Annotated in this window: 17 protein-coding genes; 11 read left to right on the forward strand and 6 right to left on the reverse strand. The window is 64.1% G+C overall.

Translation table 11 applies throughout. The annotated features are described in order from the left end of the window. Window positions 1–5: 5 nt before the first annotated feature. The gene (locus IB232_RS11265) at window positions 6–1,172 is read left to right on the forward strand and encodes an MFS transporter (RefSeq protein WP_225592275.1); all 1,167 of its coding nucleotides are present in this window, start codon (window positions 6–8) and stop codon (window positions 1,170–1,172) included. Window positions 1,173–1,282: 110 nt separating this feature from the next. Here IB232_RS11265 and IB232_RS11270 read toward each other — a convergent pair whose 3' ends face one another. Together IB232_RS11270 and IB232_RS11275 are read right to left on the reverse strand one after the other, a co-directional pair. Further along, the gene (locus IB232_RS11270; RefSeq protein ID WP_192398661.1) at window positions 1,283–2,239 is read right to left on the reverse strand and encodes a GGDEF domain-containing protein; all 957 of its coding nucleotides are present in this window, start codon (window positions 2,237–2,239) and stop codon (window positions 1,283–1,285) included. Window positions 2,240–2,241: 2 nt separating this feature from the next. Further along, window positions 2,242–3,243, reverse strand: a complete 1,002-nt coding sequence (locus IB232_RS11275) for a response regulator (RefSeq protein ID WP_192398663.1) — start codon at window positions 3,241–3,243, stop codon at window positions 2,242–2,244. 278 nt (window positions 3,244–3,521) lie between these two features. Between IB232_RS11275 and IB232_RS11280 the strand changes: the two genes are divergently transcribed. Together IB232_RS11280 and IB232_RS11285 are read left to right on the forward strand one after the other, a co-directional pair. After that, window positions 3,522–4,001, forward strand: a complete 480-nt coding sequence (locus IB232_RS11280) for a hypothetical protein (protein WP_192398665.1) — start codon at window positions 3,522–3,524, stop codon at window positions 3,999–4,001. A 15-nt stretch (window positions 4,002–4,016) separates the two neighbouring features. Continuing rightward, complete coding sequence (locus IB232_RS11285) at window positions 4,017–4,466, forward strand: hypothetical protein (protein WP_225592245.1); 450 nt, start codon at window positions 4,017–4,019, stop codon at window positions 4,464–4,466. A gap of 39 nt (window positions 4,467–4,505) precedes the next feature. Here IB232_RS11285 and IB232_RS11290 read toward each other — a convergent pair whose 3' ends face one another. After that, window positions 4,506–5,057 (reverse strand): pesticin C-terminus-like muramidase, encoded by a 552-nt coding sequence (locus IB232_RS11290; RefSeq protein ID WP_192398667.1) that lies wholly within the window; start codon window positions 5,055–5,057, stop codon window positions 4,506–4,508. Between the two features lie 165 nt (window positions 5,058–5,222). Between IB232_RS11290 and IB232_RS11295 the strand changes: the two genes are divergently transcribed. The 4 genes from IB232_RS11295 to IB232_RS11310 all read left to right on the forward strand — a co-directional run bounded on the left by IB232_RS11295 (window position 5,223) and on the right by IB232_RS11310 (window position 7,520). Further along, entirely contained in the window at window positions 5,223–5,606 is a 384-nt protein-coding gene (locus IB232_RS11295; RefSeq protein WP_137972730.1) for a Mor transcription activator family protein, read from the forward strand. A gap of 80 nt (window positions 5,607–5,686) precedes the next feature. Continuing rightward, the gene (locus tag IB232_RS11300; protein ID WP_192398668.1) at window positions 5,687–6,352 is read left to right on the forward strand and encodes a DUF2589 domain-containing protein; all 666 of its coding nucleotides are present in this window, start codon (window positions 5,687–5,689) and stop codon (window positions 6,350–6,352) included. Between the two features lie 64 nt (window positions 6,353–6,416). After that, on the forward strand, window positions 6,417–6,986 hold the full coding sequence (locus tag IB232_RS11305; RefSeq protein ID WP_192398669.1) for a DUF2589 domain-containing protein: 570 nt from the start codon (window positions 6,417–6,419) through the stop codon (window positions 6,984–6,986). Further along, window positions 6,987–7,520 (forward strand): hypothetical protein, encoded by a 534-nt coding sequence (locus IB232_RS11310; protein WP_192398670.1) that lies wholly within the window; start codon window positions 6,987–6,989, stop codon window positions 7,518–7,520. 8 nt (window positions 7,521–7,528) lie between these two features. Here IB232_RS11310 and IB232_RS11315 read toward each other — a convergent pair whose 3' ends face one another. Both IB232_RS11315 and nfuA read right to left on the reverse strand, forming a co-directional pair. Further along, window positions 7,529–7,939 (reverse strand): hypothetical protein, encoded by a 411-nt coding sequence (locus IB232_RS11315; protein WP_192398671.1) that lies wholly within the window; start codon window positions 7,937–7,939, stop codon window positions 7,529–7,531. Between the two features lie 127 nt (window positions 7,940–8,066). Continuing rightward, on the reverse strand, window positions 8,067–8,651 hold the full coding sequence (gene nfuA, locus IB232_RS11320) for a Fe-S biogenesis protein NfuA (protein WP_137972725.1): 585 nt from the start codon (window positions 8,649–8,651) through the stop codon (window positions 8,067–8,069). Window positions 8,652–8,787: 136 nt separating this feature from the next. On the opposite strand from nfuA, the gene IB232_RS11325 reads away from it, so the two are divergent. Further along, a complete protein-coding gene (locus IB232_RS11325; RefSeq protein ID WP_192398672.1) occupies window positions 8,788–9,738 on the forward strand; it encodes an adenosine deaminase in 951 nt (316 codons plus the stop codon). A 41-nt stretch (window positions 9,739–9,779) separates the two neighbouring features. Next, on the forward strand, window positions 9,780–10,568 hold the full coding sequence (locus IB232_RS11330; RefSeq protein WP_192398673.1) for an outer membrane protein OmpK: 789 nt from the start codon (window positions 9,780–9,782) through the stop codon (window positions 10,566–10,568). A 55-nt stretch (window positions 10,569–10,623) separates the two neighbouring features. Here the strand turns inward: IB232_RS11330 and IB232_RS11335 are convergent, their stop codons facing one another. Further along, window positions 10,624–12,900: a fatty acid cis/trans isomerase gene (locus tag IB232_RS11335; protein ID WP_192398675.1), complete on the reverse strand. Its 2,277-nt coding sequence runs from the start codon at window positions 12,898–12,900 to the stop codon at window positions 10,624–10,626. A gap of 155 nt (window positions 12,901–13,055) precedes the next feature. Here IB232_RS11335 and metH point away from each other — a divergent pair, with 155 nt between their 5' ends. Further along, window positions 13,056–16,766 (forward strand): methionine synthase, encoded by a 3,711-nt coding sequence (gene metH / locus IB232_RS11340; protein ID WP_192398677.1) that lies wholly within the window; start codon window positions 13,056–13,058, stop codon window positions 16,764–16,766. A 39-nt stretch (window positions 16,767–16,805) separates the two neighbouring features. After that, the gene (locus tag IB232_RS11345; protein WP_192398679.1) at window positions 16,806–17,540 is read left to right on the forward strand and encodes a hypothetical protein; all 735 of its coding nucleotides are present in this window, start codon (window positions 16,806–16,808) and stop codon (window positions 17,538–17,540) included. Window positions 17,541–17,607 lie beyond the last annotated feature (67 nt).

Consider the following 17,607-nt stretch of genomic DNA (forward strand, 5'->3'; position numbering starts at 1 on the left):
CCATGCTGCTTATGCGCAACCCCACTCTGCTGCGTCTGTTCCTTGCCCAGGCTCTATTCTGGAGCTGCGCGATGATCGGCGTCACCCTGACCTCGCTGGTCGGCCTGCAGCTGGCACCGCTCAATGGCCTGGCCACCCTGCCCCTGGCGTTGCTGGTGCTCGGCTACCTGCTGGCGACCCAGCCGTTGTCAGCCTTCATGCAGCGCCGCGGGCGCCGCGCGGGCCTGTTGCTCGGTGCCGGCGCCGGTGTGCTCGGCGGCCTGCTCAGCGCGCTGGGCGTGTGGCTGGCGGACTTCTGGCTGTTCTGCCTTGGCGCCCTGCCCATCGGCGTGTACCAGGCCTCGGCCATGTATTACCGCTTCGCCGCCCTGGAGGCGGTGGACGACGCGCACAAGGGCCGCGCCACCGCCTGGGTGATTGGCGGCGGCCTGTGCGCGGCACTGCTGGCTCCGACGCTGACCCTGTGGGCCCGCGATGCCCTGGAGCGGCCCTTCGTCGGCGCCTATCTGCTGGTGTCGCTGCTCGCCACCCTGGCCATCGCCCTGCTTGCCGGCCTGCGCCAGGGCGCGCTGCCCCCGCCCCCCAGCCGTGGACTGGCCGCGATGCGCGGGCTGCTGGAAAGACCAACTGTGCGCAGCGCCATGCTCATCACCGCCATCGGCAACGGCCTGATGGTCCTGGTCATGAACGCCACGCCGCTGGCCATGAGCTTCTGCGGTCTGCCACTGGAAGCCGGCGCCGAGGTGATCCGCTGGCACATGGTCGGCATGTTCCTGCCGGCCTTCGTCGCCGGCCCGCTGGTGGATCGCCTGGGATGCAAGCGCGTGGCCCTGCTGGGCATCGCGCTGCTGACGGCCAGCGCCGCCATCGCCCTGAGCGGCAAGCTGCAGGCCTATTTCCTGGTTTCGTCGCTACTGCTCGGCATGGGCTGGAACCTGATGCTGGTGGCCGGCACCACCCTGCTCGGCCAGGGTCATTCCGCCGACGAGCGCGGCCAGGCCCAGGGCCTGATGGAGCTGGGCAACGGCAGCGTGGCGGCGGCCGCCTCCTTCGCCTCGGGCGCGCTGATCAGCGGACTGGGCTGGAGCCCGGTGAACCTGGCCATGCTGGGGCTGCTGGTGGTGGCGCTGCTGGCGCTGGTCGGCGGGGCCCGGCAGACGCAGGTAGCCTAGAAACCTGTAGCCATAGAGTGGGAGCGGCCTTGGCCGCGAAGCTTCTTGGCTGCTCATGGGCGTCGCGGCCAAGGCCGTTCCCACAGCAAACCTGCTGCACGCAGTTTCAGCTAGCCGCCGTGCACCGACACCTGATTGCGCCCGCCGTGCTTGGACTGGTAGAGCGCGCGGTCGGCCCATTCGATCAGTTGCTGGTGGTCCTGGCTGCTCTGCCCCAGGTCCGCCACGCCAAGGCTGATGGTGAAACGGATCTCCTGCCCCTCGTACTCCACCACCAGCGCCTCTACCAATTGGCGCAGACGCTCGGCGAACAGCCGAGCGCTGACCTTGTCGACGTCCGGCAGCAGTACCACGAACTCCTCACCGCCATAGCGCCCGGCGACGTCGGTATCGCGGATGGCCTCACGCACCACCTCGGCGACGAATTGGATCACCTTGTCTCCGGCCGGGTGGCCATAGGTGTCGTTGACCTTCTTGAAGTGGTCGATATCGAAGATCACCAGCGCCGCCATGCTGCCGTAACGGCGATGGCGCGAGTATTCGCGGCGCAGCTCCTCTTCCCAGTGCCCACGGTTGTTCAGGCCGGTGAGCCGGTCGGTGCGCGACAGATGCTTGAGCTGGCTGTTGGCCGACTGCAGCTGATGCTTGTTCACCGCCACATCGGTGACGTCGTAGATGATCAGGCAGATGTGCTCGATGCGGCTGTTGGTGGCTTGTAGCGGCAGGATGGTGGTGTTCTGGTACATGAAGTCTTCCTGCCCGGTGATGGGCTGGTAGTTCTTGAACCGTACCAGGTAAGGACGCTGCTCCCAGATGGTGAAGGCCGGGGTGCCGAGAGTGGCGACACTGTCCACCTTGTGGCGGAACCATTCCTGCTCCACTTCGGGGAACAGTTCGAAGAAGGACTTGTGCAGTACCTCTTCCGGGGTGAGCCCGGAGCGATTCTCCATGAAGCTGTTCCACACCTCGACGCTGAACTCGCGGTTCAGCACCACCACGCCCACGTCGATGCTCTGCACTATCGTCAGCAGCCAGTGGAACTCGTTGAGATCGATGTTCTCGGCCATGTTCAACCCATCATGTAGGCGAGTTTTTTGGTCAGCAGTGGCACCGAGTCCTCGGTGAACAGCAGCATCAGGTCGAAGTGGATATGGTGCCCCTCGATGCTGTAGCTGAATTCCACCGCCAGGGTCTTACGCCAGCGCTGTTGATTGAGGCGGATCAGCTCGTCGATCGGCGCATGCTGGCCGAGAATCTGCGGGTGGCCCTGGGAGAACTTGATATTGATCTGCTCGGCGATGCCACTGAGGCAAGCGCCGATCAGCACGCTGGACATGTCCAGCAGCATCTCCATGGAGGAGCTTTCGATGGCGCTGCGGTGCAGCAGCTTGGCCATGTCCGCCACTTCCGAGTCATGGAAGATCAGCAGCGCCTCGCCGGAAATGCCGCCGCCGATATAGCCCTGGCACACGGCGGTGAGGCGTTTGTCGCTCTGCGCGTCGGCCAGCGCCATGTGCAGCTCGCCGACCTCGAGGATGTTGACGTTGGGCAGTGGCAGTTGCACGAACACGCCCAGCACCCGCGCCAGCAGCGCGGCGGCGCGGCCCATGGCGACGTTGATCACCTCGCGGAAGGCATCGCGGAAATTCACCGACGGCTCGCCCAGCTCGCTCAGATCGCGCGGCGGCGAGGCGACGGCCTCGTCGAACAGGCCGAGGCGCTGCAGGGTCTCGCGGACCAGCTCGGGCTCGGCCGGTTTCTTCAGGAAGGCCAGCGCGCCCAGTTCGGTGACGCGGCGCACGGCCTCGTCCTGCACATCGCCGGAGACCACGATGACCTTGCACTGCAGCCCCTCGTCGCGCAGGCCGGCGAGCACGCCGTAGCCGTCCAGCACCGGCATGGTCAGGTCGAGCAGCAGCAGGTCGATGCCGCCCTCGCGAATCCGCTCCAGGGCCTCGGCACCATTGGTGGCCTGGCTAATCTGCACCGGCCACTCCGCCGGCAGGGCGCGCAGCAGCTGCTTGCGCGCCATGGCGGAGTCATCGCAGATCAGCAGGGAAATGGTCGCCATCGGCAATCCTCGTAACGCATGGGCCGGATCGGTACTACCAGCCTTCTTGTTAGCACTGTAGCCGCTTCGAGTCACGACGAAGCGGCTACAAAAGGGCCAATAAGGAAGCACCTTTTGCCGGCAAAAGCCATATCAATGTGCCATCACCGGCAGTCTATGTCGCCATTTGCGAAGGCGCGCACGCTTGGCCTGAAGCCTTTCCCTCTGTAGCGCCACCAGTACGGCTGAAACCATGGCTCCTGCCCCAATCCCGGGCGCCTACTACTCAGGAGTCACCGATGACCATCATCGTCACCGGCAGGAAGCTGGAGCAGAGCATCGCGGAGGATGCCTTTCGCAATGCCGGCCAGTACCTGCGCCAATCCCGCTTCGCCGCCTTCGTGCTCAACGAACTGATGACCGTACCCCAGCTGCTGCACATCGAAGTCACCGCCGGCCCGCGCGGCCGTCTCCAGGAGGCCTGGCGCCCGCCCCGCAGCAGCGAGCCCAATGGCGCCGGGCACCTGCTGTGGAACCTGGGCAGCGCCTACGGCGGCGCCGAGCAGACCGACACAGCCCCGGCGCTGGCGCTGGCCCACGAGCTCGGCCGGGCCTACTGCCATCTGGCCGGGCGGGTGGCGTACCTGCGCCACCTGAGCCAGGCGATGCGCGAGCAGCTGGACCGCCTGGATATCGGCGCCATCGACAACATCCTGGCGCTTCAGCTTCGCGACAAAACCTACCCCGGCCACCTGCGCCATTCCACCCTGCTGCCCTGAGACAAGGAGGCCACCATGCTCATTCGCACCCTGTGCTGCGCTCTCGCCCTTTCCGTCACCAGCGCCCAGGCCCTGCAGACCGGGCAGCTGCCCGAGCAGCGCCTGCGCGAACTCTCCGCCACCCTGGCCGACACGGCCGGCAGCAGCCATTGGCAGCAGCTGTGGAAGCGCAGCCGCGACGCCGGATACTTCCGCACCGACGGCACGCAGACGCGCTTCACCCTGCCCATGACCAGCATCCCCGACAAAGTGCGCGAGACCCTAGGCCAAGCCGGCAGCATCACGCCCGAGCAATCGACCCTGGCCCTGTACCGGCGCGACTTCGCCCCGCAGGTCATGGGCGTGGAAGGCGCGCAGAACCTCACCGCCATCTGCCTGCGCGTGGACTGGCGCAGCGTGCCGGATAACCCGCAGCCCGAGCAGCTGTTCGGCGCCAGCCTGCTGCTCACCTACCCCTGCCGCTGAAAGCCCGGGGCGCGGTAGTGCCGCGCCCCGGAGCCCAACTCACAACAGGCTGCCGAGCAGCTGCGCTTCCTGCTTGCGCCGGGTCGGGTAGCGATCGCCGAAGTTCGCCAGGTTGGCGCGGGCGGCGGACCAGTCGTGGGCCACCACCTGCCGCCAGAAGTTCGGCGTGCGCGAGGCCAGGTCGCCGTACTGGAAGGCCACCGAGGCAATCACCGTCTGCGCGGCGCCCGGCAGTGCGGCGAAATCGCCGCCGCTGGCCTTGCTGTAGGCGGCAGACAGGCGGTCGACGAAGGGCAGCTTGAAGGCCTCATCGATGGCCTCGGCTTCGGCGGCACTGACCGTCAATGGCTGGCGGGCCAGGCAGGCCGCCGCCTGCTGGCCGATCAGCCCCAGGTAGGGGCTCAGGCGCTGCACCAGCCCGGCCTCCAGACCCAGCTTCTGCAGGTCCGCCAGGTGGCGCTGGCCGAGATCGAAACCGGTGGCGATGGTCACTCCGCTGCGGCTGTTGGCGGCGTCCGGCACGTAGCCGCGAGTGGCCGGGCCGCCTTCGAGGCGGGCAATGAAACTGAAGTCGATGGCATAACGGGACATGGTGGTTCTCCTTGATTGAGGGAACCGCAGTCCATCACCCGCTCCGACGAAACATCAGCTTGAACAATTTCCTGACCAATCAGGGGACAAATTTCCCCATTAAACCCCAGGCCAGAGCATCCCTAGCATCCTTGTAAGTCCACAAGACCAACAAGGAGCACGACCATGGACGAAAATGACCTCAAACAGGTCGATGTCAGGCAACTGCCACACTCGCTGCAAGAACTGATCGAATGCGTCGGCCTGGAGAACGCTTACCGGCTGACCTGCTGTTTCGGTGGACGCCCCAAGTACATCCCCAAGTACCCCGCCCGCTCGACCCTCACCCTGATCCTTCCCCCGGAAGCGCTTTCCGCCCTGATCCAGCGTTACGCCGGCCTGTCCATCGAAGTGCCCAAGGCCGATCACTTCAGCCGCCAGATCCGCAACCAGCAGATCTTCCAAGAAAGCTGCGATGGCCTCTCGCGCAGCGCCCTGGCCGACAAGTACGGCCTCAGCCTGCGCCAGATCGGCAACATCCGGCGCCAGGAACACGAGACACACCGGTAAGTAGTTCCTACTGAATTCGAGGCCAACGCAGTCATAGCCTGGAATTGCGCATTTCGCGCAAATTATAAGGAGATTGACACATGTCCCAGATAGATACCGGCCTGATCGGCTCAGTTATCAATGCCCTGCCCCTCGATCGGATGATCTCCGGTCCGCTGCAGGCGATGATCACGGCCCAGGTCCAAGCCAGTAAGGCGTACGCCGACTTCCTGATGACCGTGTGTATTCAGGATGGCAAGGCGGTATCCGTACAGTTCGACTATGACGAGACGTTGGTCGATGAGAACGGGGTGTACCAGGGCACGGTGACCAAGAAGATGCGCATCCCGCTGCTGGCGGCCATCAGTCACCCGAACATCACCGTCGAAGAAGGCACCATCGACTTCGAGCTGACCATCAACCAGATGGCCGAAGACACCAGCGAGACCGCTGGCGAAGGCAGCTTCGAGGCCAAGCTGGGCTGGGGCCCGTTCAGCGTCACGGTGAAGGGCTCGGTGAGCCACAAGTCGACCCAGACCCGCAAGACCGACACCCGCGCGCGCTATGCGATCCACACCAAGATCGCACGTCAGGATCCGCCGGAAGCCCTGATGCGGGTGATCGACTTCCTCACCGACGCGGCAACCAAGCCGGTGATGCTGCCCAACACTCAGGCTGCCAGTAAGGACGCCCTGCCGACCGACGGCTTGGTGCCCGACCCGGCCAAGGCCCAGGCGGACGCCGCCGCCAAGAAGGGCGGCAAGTAAGCAGCGCAACCGACCCCGCCGCGAGGCGGGGTCACCCCACCCCGCATAAGCAAGGAGCCCCACGATGGCGCTGTTTTCCAAGAAGGAACCCATGACCGCCAGCGACCTGAGCCACATCACCCGTGGCCTGCACCAGGCGGCAGCCGCCACCCACCAGGTGATCGCCCAGCAGTACATCAAGCTGTTCGACCAGTTCTTCGACTACGACCCCAACGACCTGGGCACGCCGATGAAGGCCAAGATGGTCGAGGTGGCCCTGGACGAGGGCCATATCCTCAACATCCCGCTGATCACCCTGGTCGCCCCGCGCGGCCTGGCGCTGGCCGGCATGAAGGTCGACCTGTCGGTGAAGATGCAAGGCACCGAGCTGGAGAAGGCCCGCGACAACCTGCAGAACGGCGAGCTGCAGAGCGAGCGCTTCTTCGTCACCTTCGGCCAGGACAAGCGCAAGGGCCAGCAGCGTGATCCGGACGAGATCGCCATCAGCATGGTGTTCAAGGCCTGCGAGCCGCCGGAGGCGGTCAACCGCCTGCTGGAGGAATACACCAACCTGATCAGCCCGATCCGCACCCAGCCCGAGCCTGCGGCGATACCAACTCCGGCACCGAGCGGCGGCGAGGCGCCTGCCAGCTGAATGTTCGCCGCATTGGCTGGCCTGCTGTACGGCCTGACGACCCTCTGCTGGCTGCTGTTCTGGCACCGCGCCATGCTGGCGCCGGTGCTGCTGCGCCGTTACCCGCTGTTGCGCGCGCCCTGGCTCGGCGGCGCGCTGGTACAGCTGTTCGGTGCACTGCTGGCTTTGCAGCACGGCGCATCGCCGGGGCGCGAGTTCGAGGCCGTGCTGTTCGACGTGCTGCACAGTCGAGCGGACCTGGTGCTGTCCGCCTCGGCCAGCATCCTGGTGGTGGCCACGGTGGTCTACGGCGTCAACCAGCAGGCACCGCCGCAACCCTTTATCCGCCTGATGTCGTTCGCCCTAGTGGCGCTGCTCGGCTTCATGCTGCCGGTGGTGTGGATACCACCGCAGCACGAGGAGTGGATGAGCCTGCTGCGCCATGTGCAGACCGCCTCGCTCAACTGGGGCCTGTTCCTGATGTGCGCCGGCCTGCTGATCCTGCTGCAGGACCTGATCGAGGACAGCGCCGCGGAAGACAACCCGCGGCGCTGAAGCCAGGGTTAGTCAGATCCCAGGGTCATATTGCGGTCGCCGCTACTGGCGCTGATGCGCCAACGCTGGCCGAGGGCGTAGAACACCCCGAGGCCACCGAAGAAGGCCATGAACACCCCGCCAGCCAGCAGCACCCAGAGCTCCTTGGTTTCGCCGGGATCGGCCACCGCCGCGTGGATGATCCACAAACCCATCGCCGACAGGCACAGGCCGACGCCGACACCCAGCACGGTGCGCAAGCGGGTGGCGGCATGGCCGTGGTGCTGGTGGATCAACGCCACCAGTTGTTCCAGATCATCGGGACCGACGCCGACATCGGCGTCATCCTCGATCTGCACACCGCCATAGATCAGATGCAGACGAACGGCCTGATCCAGCCAGCCGTGGTCGCTGGTGTGCACGATGATGCGCTTGCCCATGGTATTGCTCCTTGCAGTATGAGGGAGCACCAGCCTTGCCCGACGCCGCGCGGCGCAGCAGCGGGAGCGATTTCCCGGGCAACAAAAAAGGCGCCCGCAGGCGCCTTTTCTCAGCAGCGAGGAACACTCAGTAGTAGGCGTTCTCGCGGTTGCTGTGGTCGGTCACGTCGCGCACGCCCTTGAGCTCGGGAATGCGCTCCAGCAGGGTCTTTTCGATGCCTTCCTTGAGGGTGAAGTCGGCCTGGCCGCAGCCCTGGCAGCCGCCGCCGAAACGCAGCACGGCGATGCCTTCCTCGACCACGTCGACCAGGCTCACCTGGCCGCCATGGCTGGCCAGGCCCGGGTTGATCTCGGTCTGCAGGTAGTAGTTGATGCGCTCGGTGACCGGGCTGTCCTCGTTGACCATCGGCACCTTGGCGTTCGGCGCCTTGATGGTCAGCTGTCCGCCCATGCGGTCGGTGGCGTAGTCGACCACGGCGTCTTCCAGGAAGGGCTCGCTGACGGCGTCGATCCAGGCGGTGAATTCCTTCAGCGCCAGGGCGGTGTCTTCGGCCTTCTGCTCACCCGGCTTGCAGTAGGCGATGCAGGTTTCCGCGTAGGGCGTGCCGGGCTGGGTGATGAAGACGCGGATACCGATGCCGGTGGTGTTCTGCTTCTTCAGCAGATCGGACAGATAATCGTGGGCCGCGTCGGTAATGATGATGGCGCTCATGGCAACTCCTCGCAAAACATGCGGCCAGTGTACGCCAATCGACCGGCAGGGATAAAGTCCTAGTAATTTAGTAGGAATAATTCCCAGCACCGACTCCGCTAGAATGCACACTCGATTTCCCTGAGTTAGCGCCACCATGACCGACTGGATCACCGCCCTGCCCAAGGCCGAACTGCACCTGCACCTGGAAGGTTCGCTGGAGCCCGAACTGCTGTTCGCCCTCGCCGAGCGCAACAGGATCGCCCTGCCCTGGGCCGACGTGAACAGCCTGCGCGGCGCCTACGCCTTCAACAACCTGCAGGAATTCCTCGACCTCTACTACCAGGGCGCCAACGTCCTGCGTACCGAGCAGGACTTCTACGACCTGACCTGGGCCTACCTGCTCAAGTGCCGGGAACAGGGCGTGATCCACACCGAGCCGTTCTTCGACCCGCAGACCCACACCGACCGCGGTATTCCCTTCGAAGTGGTGCTGCGCGGCATCAAGCAGGCGCTGGTCGATGGTGAGAAGCAGCTCGGCATCACCCACGGCCTGATCCTCAGCTTCCTGCGCCACCTGTCCGAGGAAGAGGCGTTCAAGACCCTGGAACAGGCCATGCCGTTCCGCGACGCCTTCGTCGCCGTCGGCCTGGACAGCTCGGAGAAGGGTTTTCCACCGCGCCTGTTCGAGCGGGTTTTCGCCAAGGCCCGCAGCGAAGGCCTGCTCACCGTCGCCCACGCCGGCGAAGAAGGCCCGCCCGAGTACATCTGGGAAGCGCTGGATCTGCTCAAGATCGAGCGCATCGACCACGGCGTGCGCGCCATCGAGGACGAGCGCCTGATGCAGCGCATCATCGACGAGCAGATCCCGCTGACCGTCTGCCCGCTGTCCAACATCAAGCTCTGCGTGTTCGACAACGTGGCCCAGCACAACATCCTGGCCATGCTGGAGCGCGGCGTGAAGGTGACGGTGAACTCCGACGACCCGGCCTACTTCGGCGGCTATGTCGGTGAGAACTTCGCTGCCCTGGAGCGCGATCTGGGCATGACCCGCGAGCAGGCCGCCCGTCTGGCCGCCAACAGCCTCGAGGCCAGGCTGGTAAAGTAGCGCGCTTTTTTCGCCTACCCAGTCAAGATTCGGAGTTGTAGATGTCCCGTTTCGCCACCGGCCTGAGCCTGGCCGCCACCCTTCTCAGCGGCCAGGCCATGGCCGCCGACCTGCTGCAATGGCAGGACAACAGCCTGACCTACCTCAACGGCATCGACTTCAAGGTCGACCCGCCCAGGCAGCAGACCCTGACCTTCGAGCATGCCAGCGGTTGGAGCTTCGGTGACCTGTTCATCTTTGTCGATGGCATCAAGTACAACACCGAGGCCACCAACGGCGCCAATGACGGCCACAGCTTCTACGGCGAGATCAGCCCACGCCTGTCGCTGGGCAAGCTCAGCGGTAGCGACCTATCGTTCGGCCCGATCAAGGACCTGCTGCTGGCGGCCACCTACGAGTTCGGCGAAGACGATGTCGACTCCTACCTGCTTGGCCCAGCCGTCGACCTGAACGTACCCGGCTTCGACTTCTTCCAGCTCAACACCTACTACCGCGAAACCGACGGCAAGCGCGACGGCAGCGGCGTGTGGCAGATCACCCCGGCCTGGAGCTACACCCTGGCCGTGGGCGACTCGGACCTGGTGATCGACGGCTTCATGGACTGGGTGGTGGACAACGACGACAGCTACCACGCCAACCTGCACTTCAACCCGCAGATCAAGTACGACATGGCCAAGGCCATGGGCTGGGGCAAGCGCTTCTACGTGGGTGTCGAGTACGACTACTGGAGCGACAAGTACGGCATCGACGATGACGGCTATGTCGGCGACGAAATCCTCGGCGGTACCGACCAGAGCGCCATCAGCCTGCTGCTGAAGGGCCACTTCTGAGCACGCGCTTGTGAAACAAAAAAGCCCGCCAATCGGCGGGCTTTTTTCATCCGGCTCAGAGGTTCTGGTAGCGGTTCATGTCCAGCACGCCCGCCTCCACCGGCTCGGTCTCCTGGATATAGGCCGAAAGGTCATGGAAGTAGCGCCAGAACTCGGGGTGGCTGCGGCGAATGCCCCAGCGCTGCACCAGCTTGTCGAACGCCGCCGGGTCGCGCGCCTGCTCCAGGGCGCCGACGAACTCCGGCACCTCGCTCGCCGGCAGGCTGAACATGAAGTTCGGGTAGCTGGTGAGCACGCCCGGATACACCGTCAGGGTATCCAGCCCCGGCTGGTAGCGCAGGGATTCGCCAGTCATGAAGGCCACGTTGCTGTGCGCACGGTTGCGCAGCAGGCTGTACACCTCGCGCTTGCCGTCGGCCAGCTCGACTCTTAGCAGAGTCGCCTCGGGCAACTGGTCGATCACCTTGAGGCCGCCGGCCGGTCGCCCGGGCAGGCGGCTCAGGGCCTGCTCGGCATCCTCCAGCTCAGCCGACAGGCCCGGGCGATGGCAGTCGGCACCCTCGCAGCGGTTGAGCGGATCGGGCCGCGCGTTGAGGTCGTCGTAGCGCGCCAGCAGCGCCTGGGCGAATGCGCCCTTGGCGCCCCGTTCCGGCAGAGTGATGCCGGTAGCGGTGTCCAGATCGGCAGCAGTGTAATCCAGCCACATCTTCAGCTTGCCGCCGTCCTGGTACCAGTCATCCAGATAGACCTGGCGCGCCTGGGGCGGCAACAGGCGGAGGAAGTTCAGCTCGGCGCCGTTGCGGATCAGGTCGAAGTACAGGCGGGTCTGCGCCTGGTGGGCGACATTGCCGAACACGTCGAAGTTGACCACCAGCTGGTAGTAGGTGCGCTCGAACAGCGGGTAGTCCATCAGCCACAGGGTCTGCGGAACCTCGCCTATCAGGCCCTTGCGCACCATGGCGCTGTCGTAGTGGCGGTAGATCGACAGCAAGGCGTTGTCGTTGCCGGCCCAGATGGTCGACCAACCCGGCACCGGCGCGTCGGCATAGGCGCCGCGACGCAGGTCTTCGTACTCGTTGCGCTTGTCGCGGTAGGCCTTCCACAGGCCGAGCAGGTCGCCGATCTCGTCGAACTGTCCGGGCATAGCCAGCAGCGGCGTGGCCTCTGCGCGGTACTCGGCATTGGTGATGTAAAGGTCGTGTTGCGGGTCCTGGAACAGCGCCCAGAAGTTGTCGCGAATCACGTCGGTGGCGATCTGTCCGCGGCACACCGGGCCACGGATGAAGGTGCGCACGAAGTACTCGGCGTTATCCAGCATGAACTGGTAGCGCGCCTGGGCCGGAATCGCGGCGAAGGTCTCGAACGGGTTGGCGCGACGCTGGGCGCCGTAGCCGGGCACGGCATCCACCGTCCAGTCGCTGGCGTAGAACAGCTCGCGGATGCGCACGAGCTTCTTGGCGCTGAGCGGATAGGTTATGTGGGTCTTGTGTACTACCACGCCCTGGATCGGCCATAGGCGGTAGTACACCTGGGCGCCCGGGTCCTCGTTGGGCCGGCGCGTGGCGATCGGATCGATCGGCTGACCGCTCGGCGTGCGCGAGCGCACCAGTTGGAAGAAGTGCCCCGCCTCGCCGCCCTCGAAGTACAGATGGGCGAGGAACAGGTGCTCGAACAGCCAGCGGTTGACCAGGCTTTCCCGCGCGCCGGGCGCATTAAGGAAGGCTTCCCACTCGGCCAGCTGCTTCTGCTCGGCGGCGGACGGCTGCAGCGCCTGCTCCTCCACCGGCGCGCCTTCCTTAAGCCATTGCTGCAGGGTGGTGTACTCGGCATCGCTCAGGCCGGTGACGGCGAAGGGCATGCCGGCATGGGCGAACTTCTTCGCATAGGCATCGAACTCGCCGGGCAGTGGACACTGGTTGTCCCGCTCGATGGAAATATCCAGGTCGGCCGGCAGCTTCGCATTGGGCTCAAGCGGATTGCTGCGCCCCAGCTCCAGCATGCGCGCCACCAGCGCGGCCTGGCCGGCCTGCGGATCCAGCACGGAGTGGAAGCCCTTGTCGCGCCAGGCCGCTTCGCCCTGGGCGTCGAAGTACAGCCGCGTGCTGGCCTGCGCCTTGGTCCGTCCGCCATCGTAAACCGGCAGCTTGTTGGCCCCGCGCAACACGCCTTCGCCGCTGCCCAGGTTGAGCTGGCACGGCGAGTCGTAGCAGGCGTGGCAGGCCACGCACTTGTTGGTCAGGATCGGCTGGACGTCACGACTGTAGGAAACCGGCTCGGCAGCGAACAACGGCGCACACAGCAGCGCCAACGGGGCGAGAAAACGACGGGGCATGGCAAGGTCCTTATGCGGCAAGCAGGCATTGTAAGGCCATGGCAGCGAAACGGCTCAATATGAGCCATTTTCATGCAGATCGTGCGGGCGTCTGAGAGCCATGCAGCTTTGCTATCATCCACGGCCTTTCTATACCGCTCATCCAGGTAGTCTCCATGTCCGACCGCAGCGCCCGCCTCCAGGCCCTTCAGCAAGCCCTGAAAGAACGCATCCTGATCCTCGACGGCGGCATGGGCACCATGATCCAGAGCTACAAGCTGGAGGAAGCGGATTACCGCGGCGCGCGCTTCGCCGACTGGCCGAGCGATGTGAAGGGCAACAACGATCTGCTGCTGCTGAGCAAGCCGGAGGTGATCGCCGAGATCGAGCGCGCCTACCTGGACGCTGGCGCCGACATCCTGGAAACCAACACCTTCAACGCCACGCGGGTCTCGCAAGCCGACTACGGCATGGAGGCGCTGGCCTACGAGTTGAACGTGGCCGGCGCCCGTGTCGCCCGCCAGGTGGCGGATGCCAAGACCCTGGAAACCCCGGACCGCCCGCGCTTCGTCGCCGGCGTCCTCGGCCCCACCAGCCGTACCTGCTCGATCTCCCCGGACGTCAACGACCCAGGCTTCCGCAACGTCACCTTCGACGAGCTGGTGGAGAACTACACCGAGGCCACCCGAGGCCTGATCGAGGGCGGCGCCGACCTGATCCTGATCGAGACCATCTTCGACACCCTCAACGCCAAGGCGGCGATCTTCGCCGTGCAGCAGGTGTTCGACGAGGACAACGTCGAGTTGCCGATCATGATCTCCGGCACCATCACCGACGCCTCCGGCCGCACCCTGTCCGGCCAGACCACCGAGGCCTTCTGGAACTCGATGCGGCATGCCCAGCCGATCTCCATCGGCCTGAACTGCGCCCTCGGTGCCAAGGAGCTGCGCCCCTACCTGGCCGAACTCGCGGCCAAGGCCGACACCCACGTCTCGGCCCACCCCAACGCCGGCCTGCCCAATGCCTTCGGCGAGTACGACGAGACCCCGGCGGAAATGGCCGCGGTGGTCGAGGAGTTCGCCGCCAGCGGCCTGCTCAACATCATCGGCGGCTGCTGCGGTACCACTCCGCCGCACATCAAGGCCATCGCCGAGGCGGTGGCCAAGTACAAGCCGCGCGCCATTCCGGAAATCGCCAAGGCCTGCCGCCTGTCCGGCCTGGAGCCGTTCACTATCGACCGCAGCTCGCTGTTCGTGAACGTCGGTGAGCGCACCAACATCACCGGTTCGGCCAAGTTCGCCCGCCTGATCCGCGAGGAGAACTACGCCGAGGCCCTGGAAGTCGCCCAGCAGCAGGTGGAAGCCGGCGCCCAGGTGATCGACATCAACATGGACGAAGGGATGCTCGACTCCCAGGCGGCCATGGTGAAATTCCTCAACCTCATCGCGTCGGAGCCGGACATCTCCCGCGTGCCGATCATGATCGACTCCTCCAAGTGGGAAGTGATCGAGGCCGGCCTCAAGTGCATCCAGGGCAAGGGCATCGTCAACTCGATCTCCATGAAGGAAGGCGTCGAACAGTTCAAGCACCACGCCAAGCTGTGCAAACGTTATGGCGCTGCTGTGGTGGTGATGGCCTTCGACGAGGTCGGCCAGGCCGACACCGCCGCGCGCAAGAAGGAAATCTGCAAGCGCTCCTACGACATCCTGGTCAACGAAGTGGGCTTCCCGCCGGAAGACATCATCTTCGACCCGAACATCTTCGCCGTGGCCACCGGCATCGAGGAGCACAACAACTACGCGGTGGACTTCATCGAGGCCTGCGCCTTCATCCGTGACGAGCTGCCCTATGCGCTCAGCTCCGGCGGCGTGTCCAACGTGTCCTTCTCGTTCCGCGGCAACAACCCGGTGCGCGAGGCGATCCACTCGGTCTTCCTCTACTACGCGATCCAGAACGGCCTGACCATGGGCATCGTCAACGCCGGCCAGCTGGAGATCTACGACGAAATTCCCAAGGAGCTGCGCGACAAGGTCGAGGACGTGGTGCTCAACCGCACGCCCGGCGGCACCGACGCCCTGTTGGCCATCGCCGACAACTACCGTGGCGGCGGCGCGGTGAAGGAAGCAGAGAGCGAGGAATGGCGCAGCTACCCGGTGGGCAAGCGCCTGGAGCATGCGCTGGTCAAGGGCATCACCACCTTCATCGTCGAAGACACTGAAGAATGCCGCCAGCAATGCGCGCGCCCCATCGAGGTGATCGAAGGCCCGCTGATGTCCGGCATGAACGTGGTCGGCGACCTGTTCGGCGCCGGCAAGATGTTCCTGCCCCAGGTAGTGAAGTCCGCTCGCGTGATGAAACAGGCCGTGGCCCACCTGATCCCCTTCATCGAAGCGGAGAAAGGCGACAAGCCGGAGGCCAAGGGCAAGATCCTCATGGCCACCGTGAAGGGCGACGTGCACGACATCGGCAAGAACATCGTGGGCGTGGTGCTCGGCTGCAACGGCTACGACATCGTCGATCTGGGCGTGATGGTGCCGGCGGAGAAGATCCTGCAGACCGCCATCGCCGAGAAGTGCGACATCATCGGCCTTTCCGGCCTGATCACCCCGTCGCTGGACGAGATGGTCCACGTCGCCCGCGAGATGCAGCGCCAGGGCTTCACCCTGCCGCTGATGATCGGCGGCGCCACCACCTCCAAGGCTCACACGGCGGTGAAGATCGAGCCCAAGTACCAGAACGACGCGGTGGTCTACGTCACCGACGCCTCGCGCGCCGTGGGCGTGGCTACCCAGCTGCTGTCGAAGGAACTCAAGGCCGACTTCGTGCAGAAGACCCGCGACGAGTACGTGGTGGTGCGTGAGCGCACCTCCGCGCGTGCCTCGCGCACCGAGCGCCTGCCGTACGCCGAGGCCCTGGCCAACAAGCTGCAGTTCGACTGGACCGGCTACCAGCCGCCAAAGCCGAGCTTCACCGGCGTGCAGGTGCTGGACGACATCGACCTGCGCGAACTGGCCGAGTACATCGACTGGACGCCGTTCTTCATTTCCTGGGACCTGGCCGGCAAGTACCCGCGCATCCTCACCGACGAAGTGGTTGGCGAGGCAGCGACTGCGCTGTTCAACGACGCCCAGGCGATGCTCAACAAACTGATCGACGAGAAGCTGATCAAGGCTCGCGCGGTGTTCGGCTTCTGGCCGGCCAACCAGGTGCGCCACGACGACATCGAGCTGTACGGCGACAACGGCAAGACCCTGGCCACCCTGCACCACCTACGCCAGCAGACCATCAAGCCGGACAGCAAGCCGAACCTGTCCCTGGCCGACTTCGTCGCGCCCAAGGAAAGCGGAAAAACGGACTATGTAGGCGGCTTCATTACCACCGCCGGCATCGGCGCCGAGGAAGTGGCCAAGGCCTATCAGGAGGCCGGCGACGACTACAACTCGATCATGGTCAAGGCCCTCGCCGACCGCCTCGCCGAAGCCTGCGCCGAGTGGCTGCACCAGCGCGTGCGCAAGCAGTACTGGGGCTATGACGCCGACGAGCAACTGGACAACGAGGCGCTGATCAAGGAGCAGTACGTCGGCATTCGCCCCGCTCCCGGCTACCCGGCTTGCCCGGATCACACCGAGAAGGCCACCCTGTTCAAGCTGCTCGATCCCGAGGCCGACGTCGGCAAGGCCGGCCGCAGCGGCGTGTTCATCACCGAGCACTACGCCATGTTCCCTGCCGCCGCCGTCAGCGGCTGGTACTTCGCCCACCCCGAGGCGCAGTACTTTGCCGTCGGCAAGGTCGACCAGGATCAGGTGGAAAGCTACTCCAAGCGCAAGGGTCAGGACCTGGCAGTCAGCGAACGCTGGTTGGCGCCGAATCTGGGGTATGACAACTAAGTATTTAATACATGCGCTTAAGTTGAGACCCGAAAACAAATGAACATCAGCTTAAGCGCAGAAATACTCTCTTGGAAAACATCTACATCCTCTGGCACTTACAGCCTTCAAGATGGATGGGATACCCCCTACAAATATTTCAATCTTGCAGAAAGCATAATAAAAACCCACAGTGATCCTTTTCAATTAATTGATGCGATATCCAATTTAAAACGGAGCATTGATCATCGCTTAAAGAAAATCTCTTCAGACTACTCCCTAAAGAAACTGAACCACTTCGGAGCTCCATCGGACACTCTCAGCAAACTTGAGGATCTTCAGATAGCCCGACCTGCGATGCTAACAACCATCCATAGCATTCGCAACCAAATCGAGCACGGTTTCCGGGAGCCACCTCAACTCCAAAGATGCTTAGAGCTAACAGACTTAACTTGGCACTTCTTAAAATCTACTGACTCTCTCTCCAGACTCATACCCGAGTCCTTCTCTCTAAACTATGAACATATATCAGGCTATGATTCAGAATTATGGCTTGAAATACATCTATCTCCGCTTAACGACTGGAAACCCCCTCAAATCAATGGATGGATAGAACCTTGGCTTCTTGCAGCAGAATCTGACTTTAGTATTCTTTGCGATCGTCTGGACGCCCATTTAAAAAAACAAGAAAACCAACAAAAACAACGACTCTACTTCTCCGGAGTTTGCACAGCGCCTAAGCACATCATTTTAGATCTCATAAGAGCTTACTTTCTTGCCGATCCATATATTTAACCGCTCTATGATTGAAAGCAGGAGCGGCTTCCTAGTATTTGCATGCGTTATATGTAACGCGCCGCGG

The organism is Pseudomonas sp. PDM15 (genome assembly GCF_014851565.1).
GTDB lineage: Bacteria > Pseudomonadota > Gammaproteobacteria > Pseudomonadales > Pseudomonadaceae > Aquipseudomonas.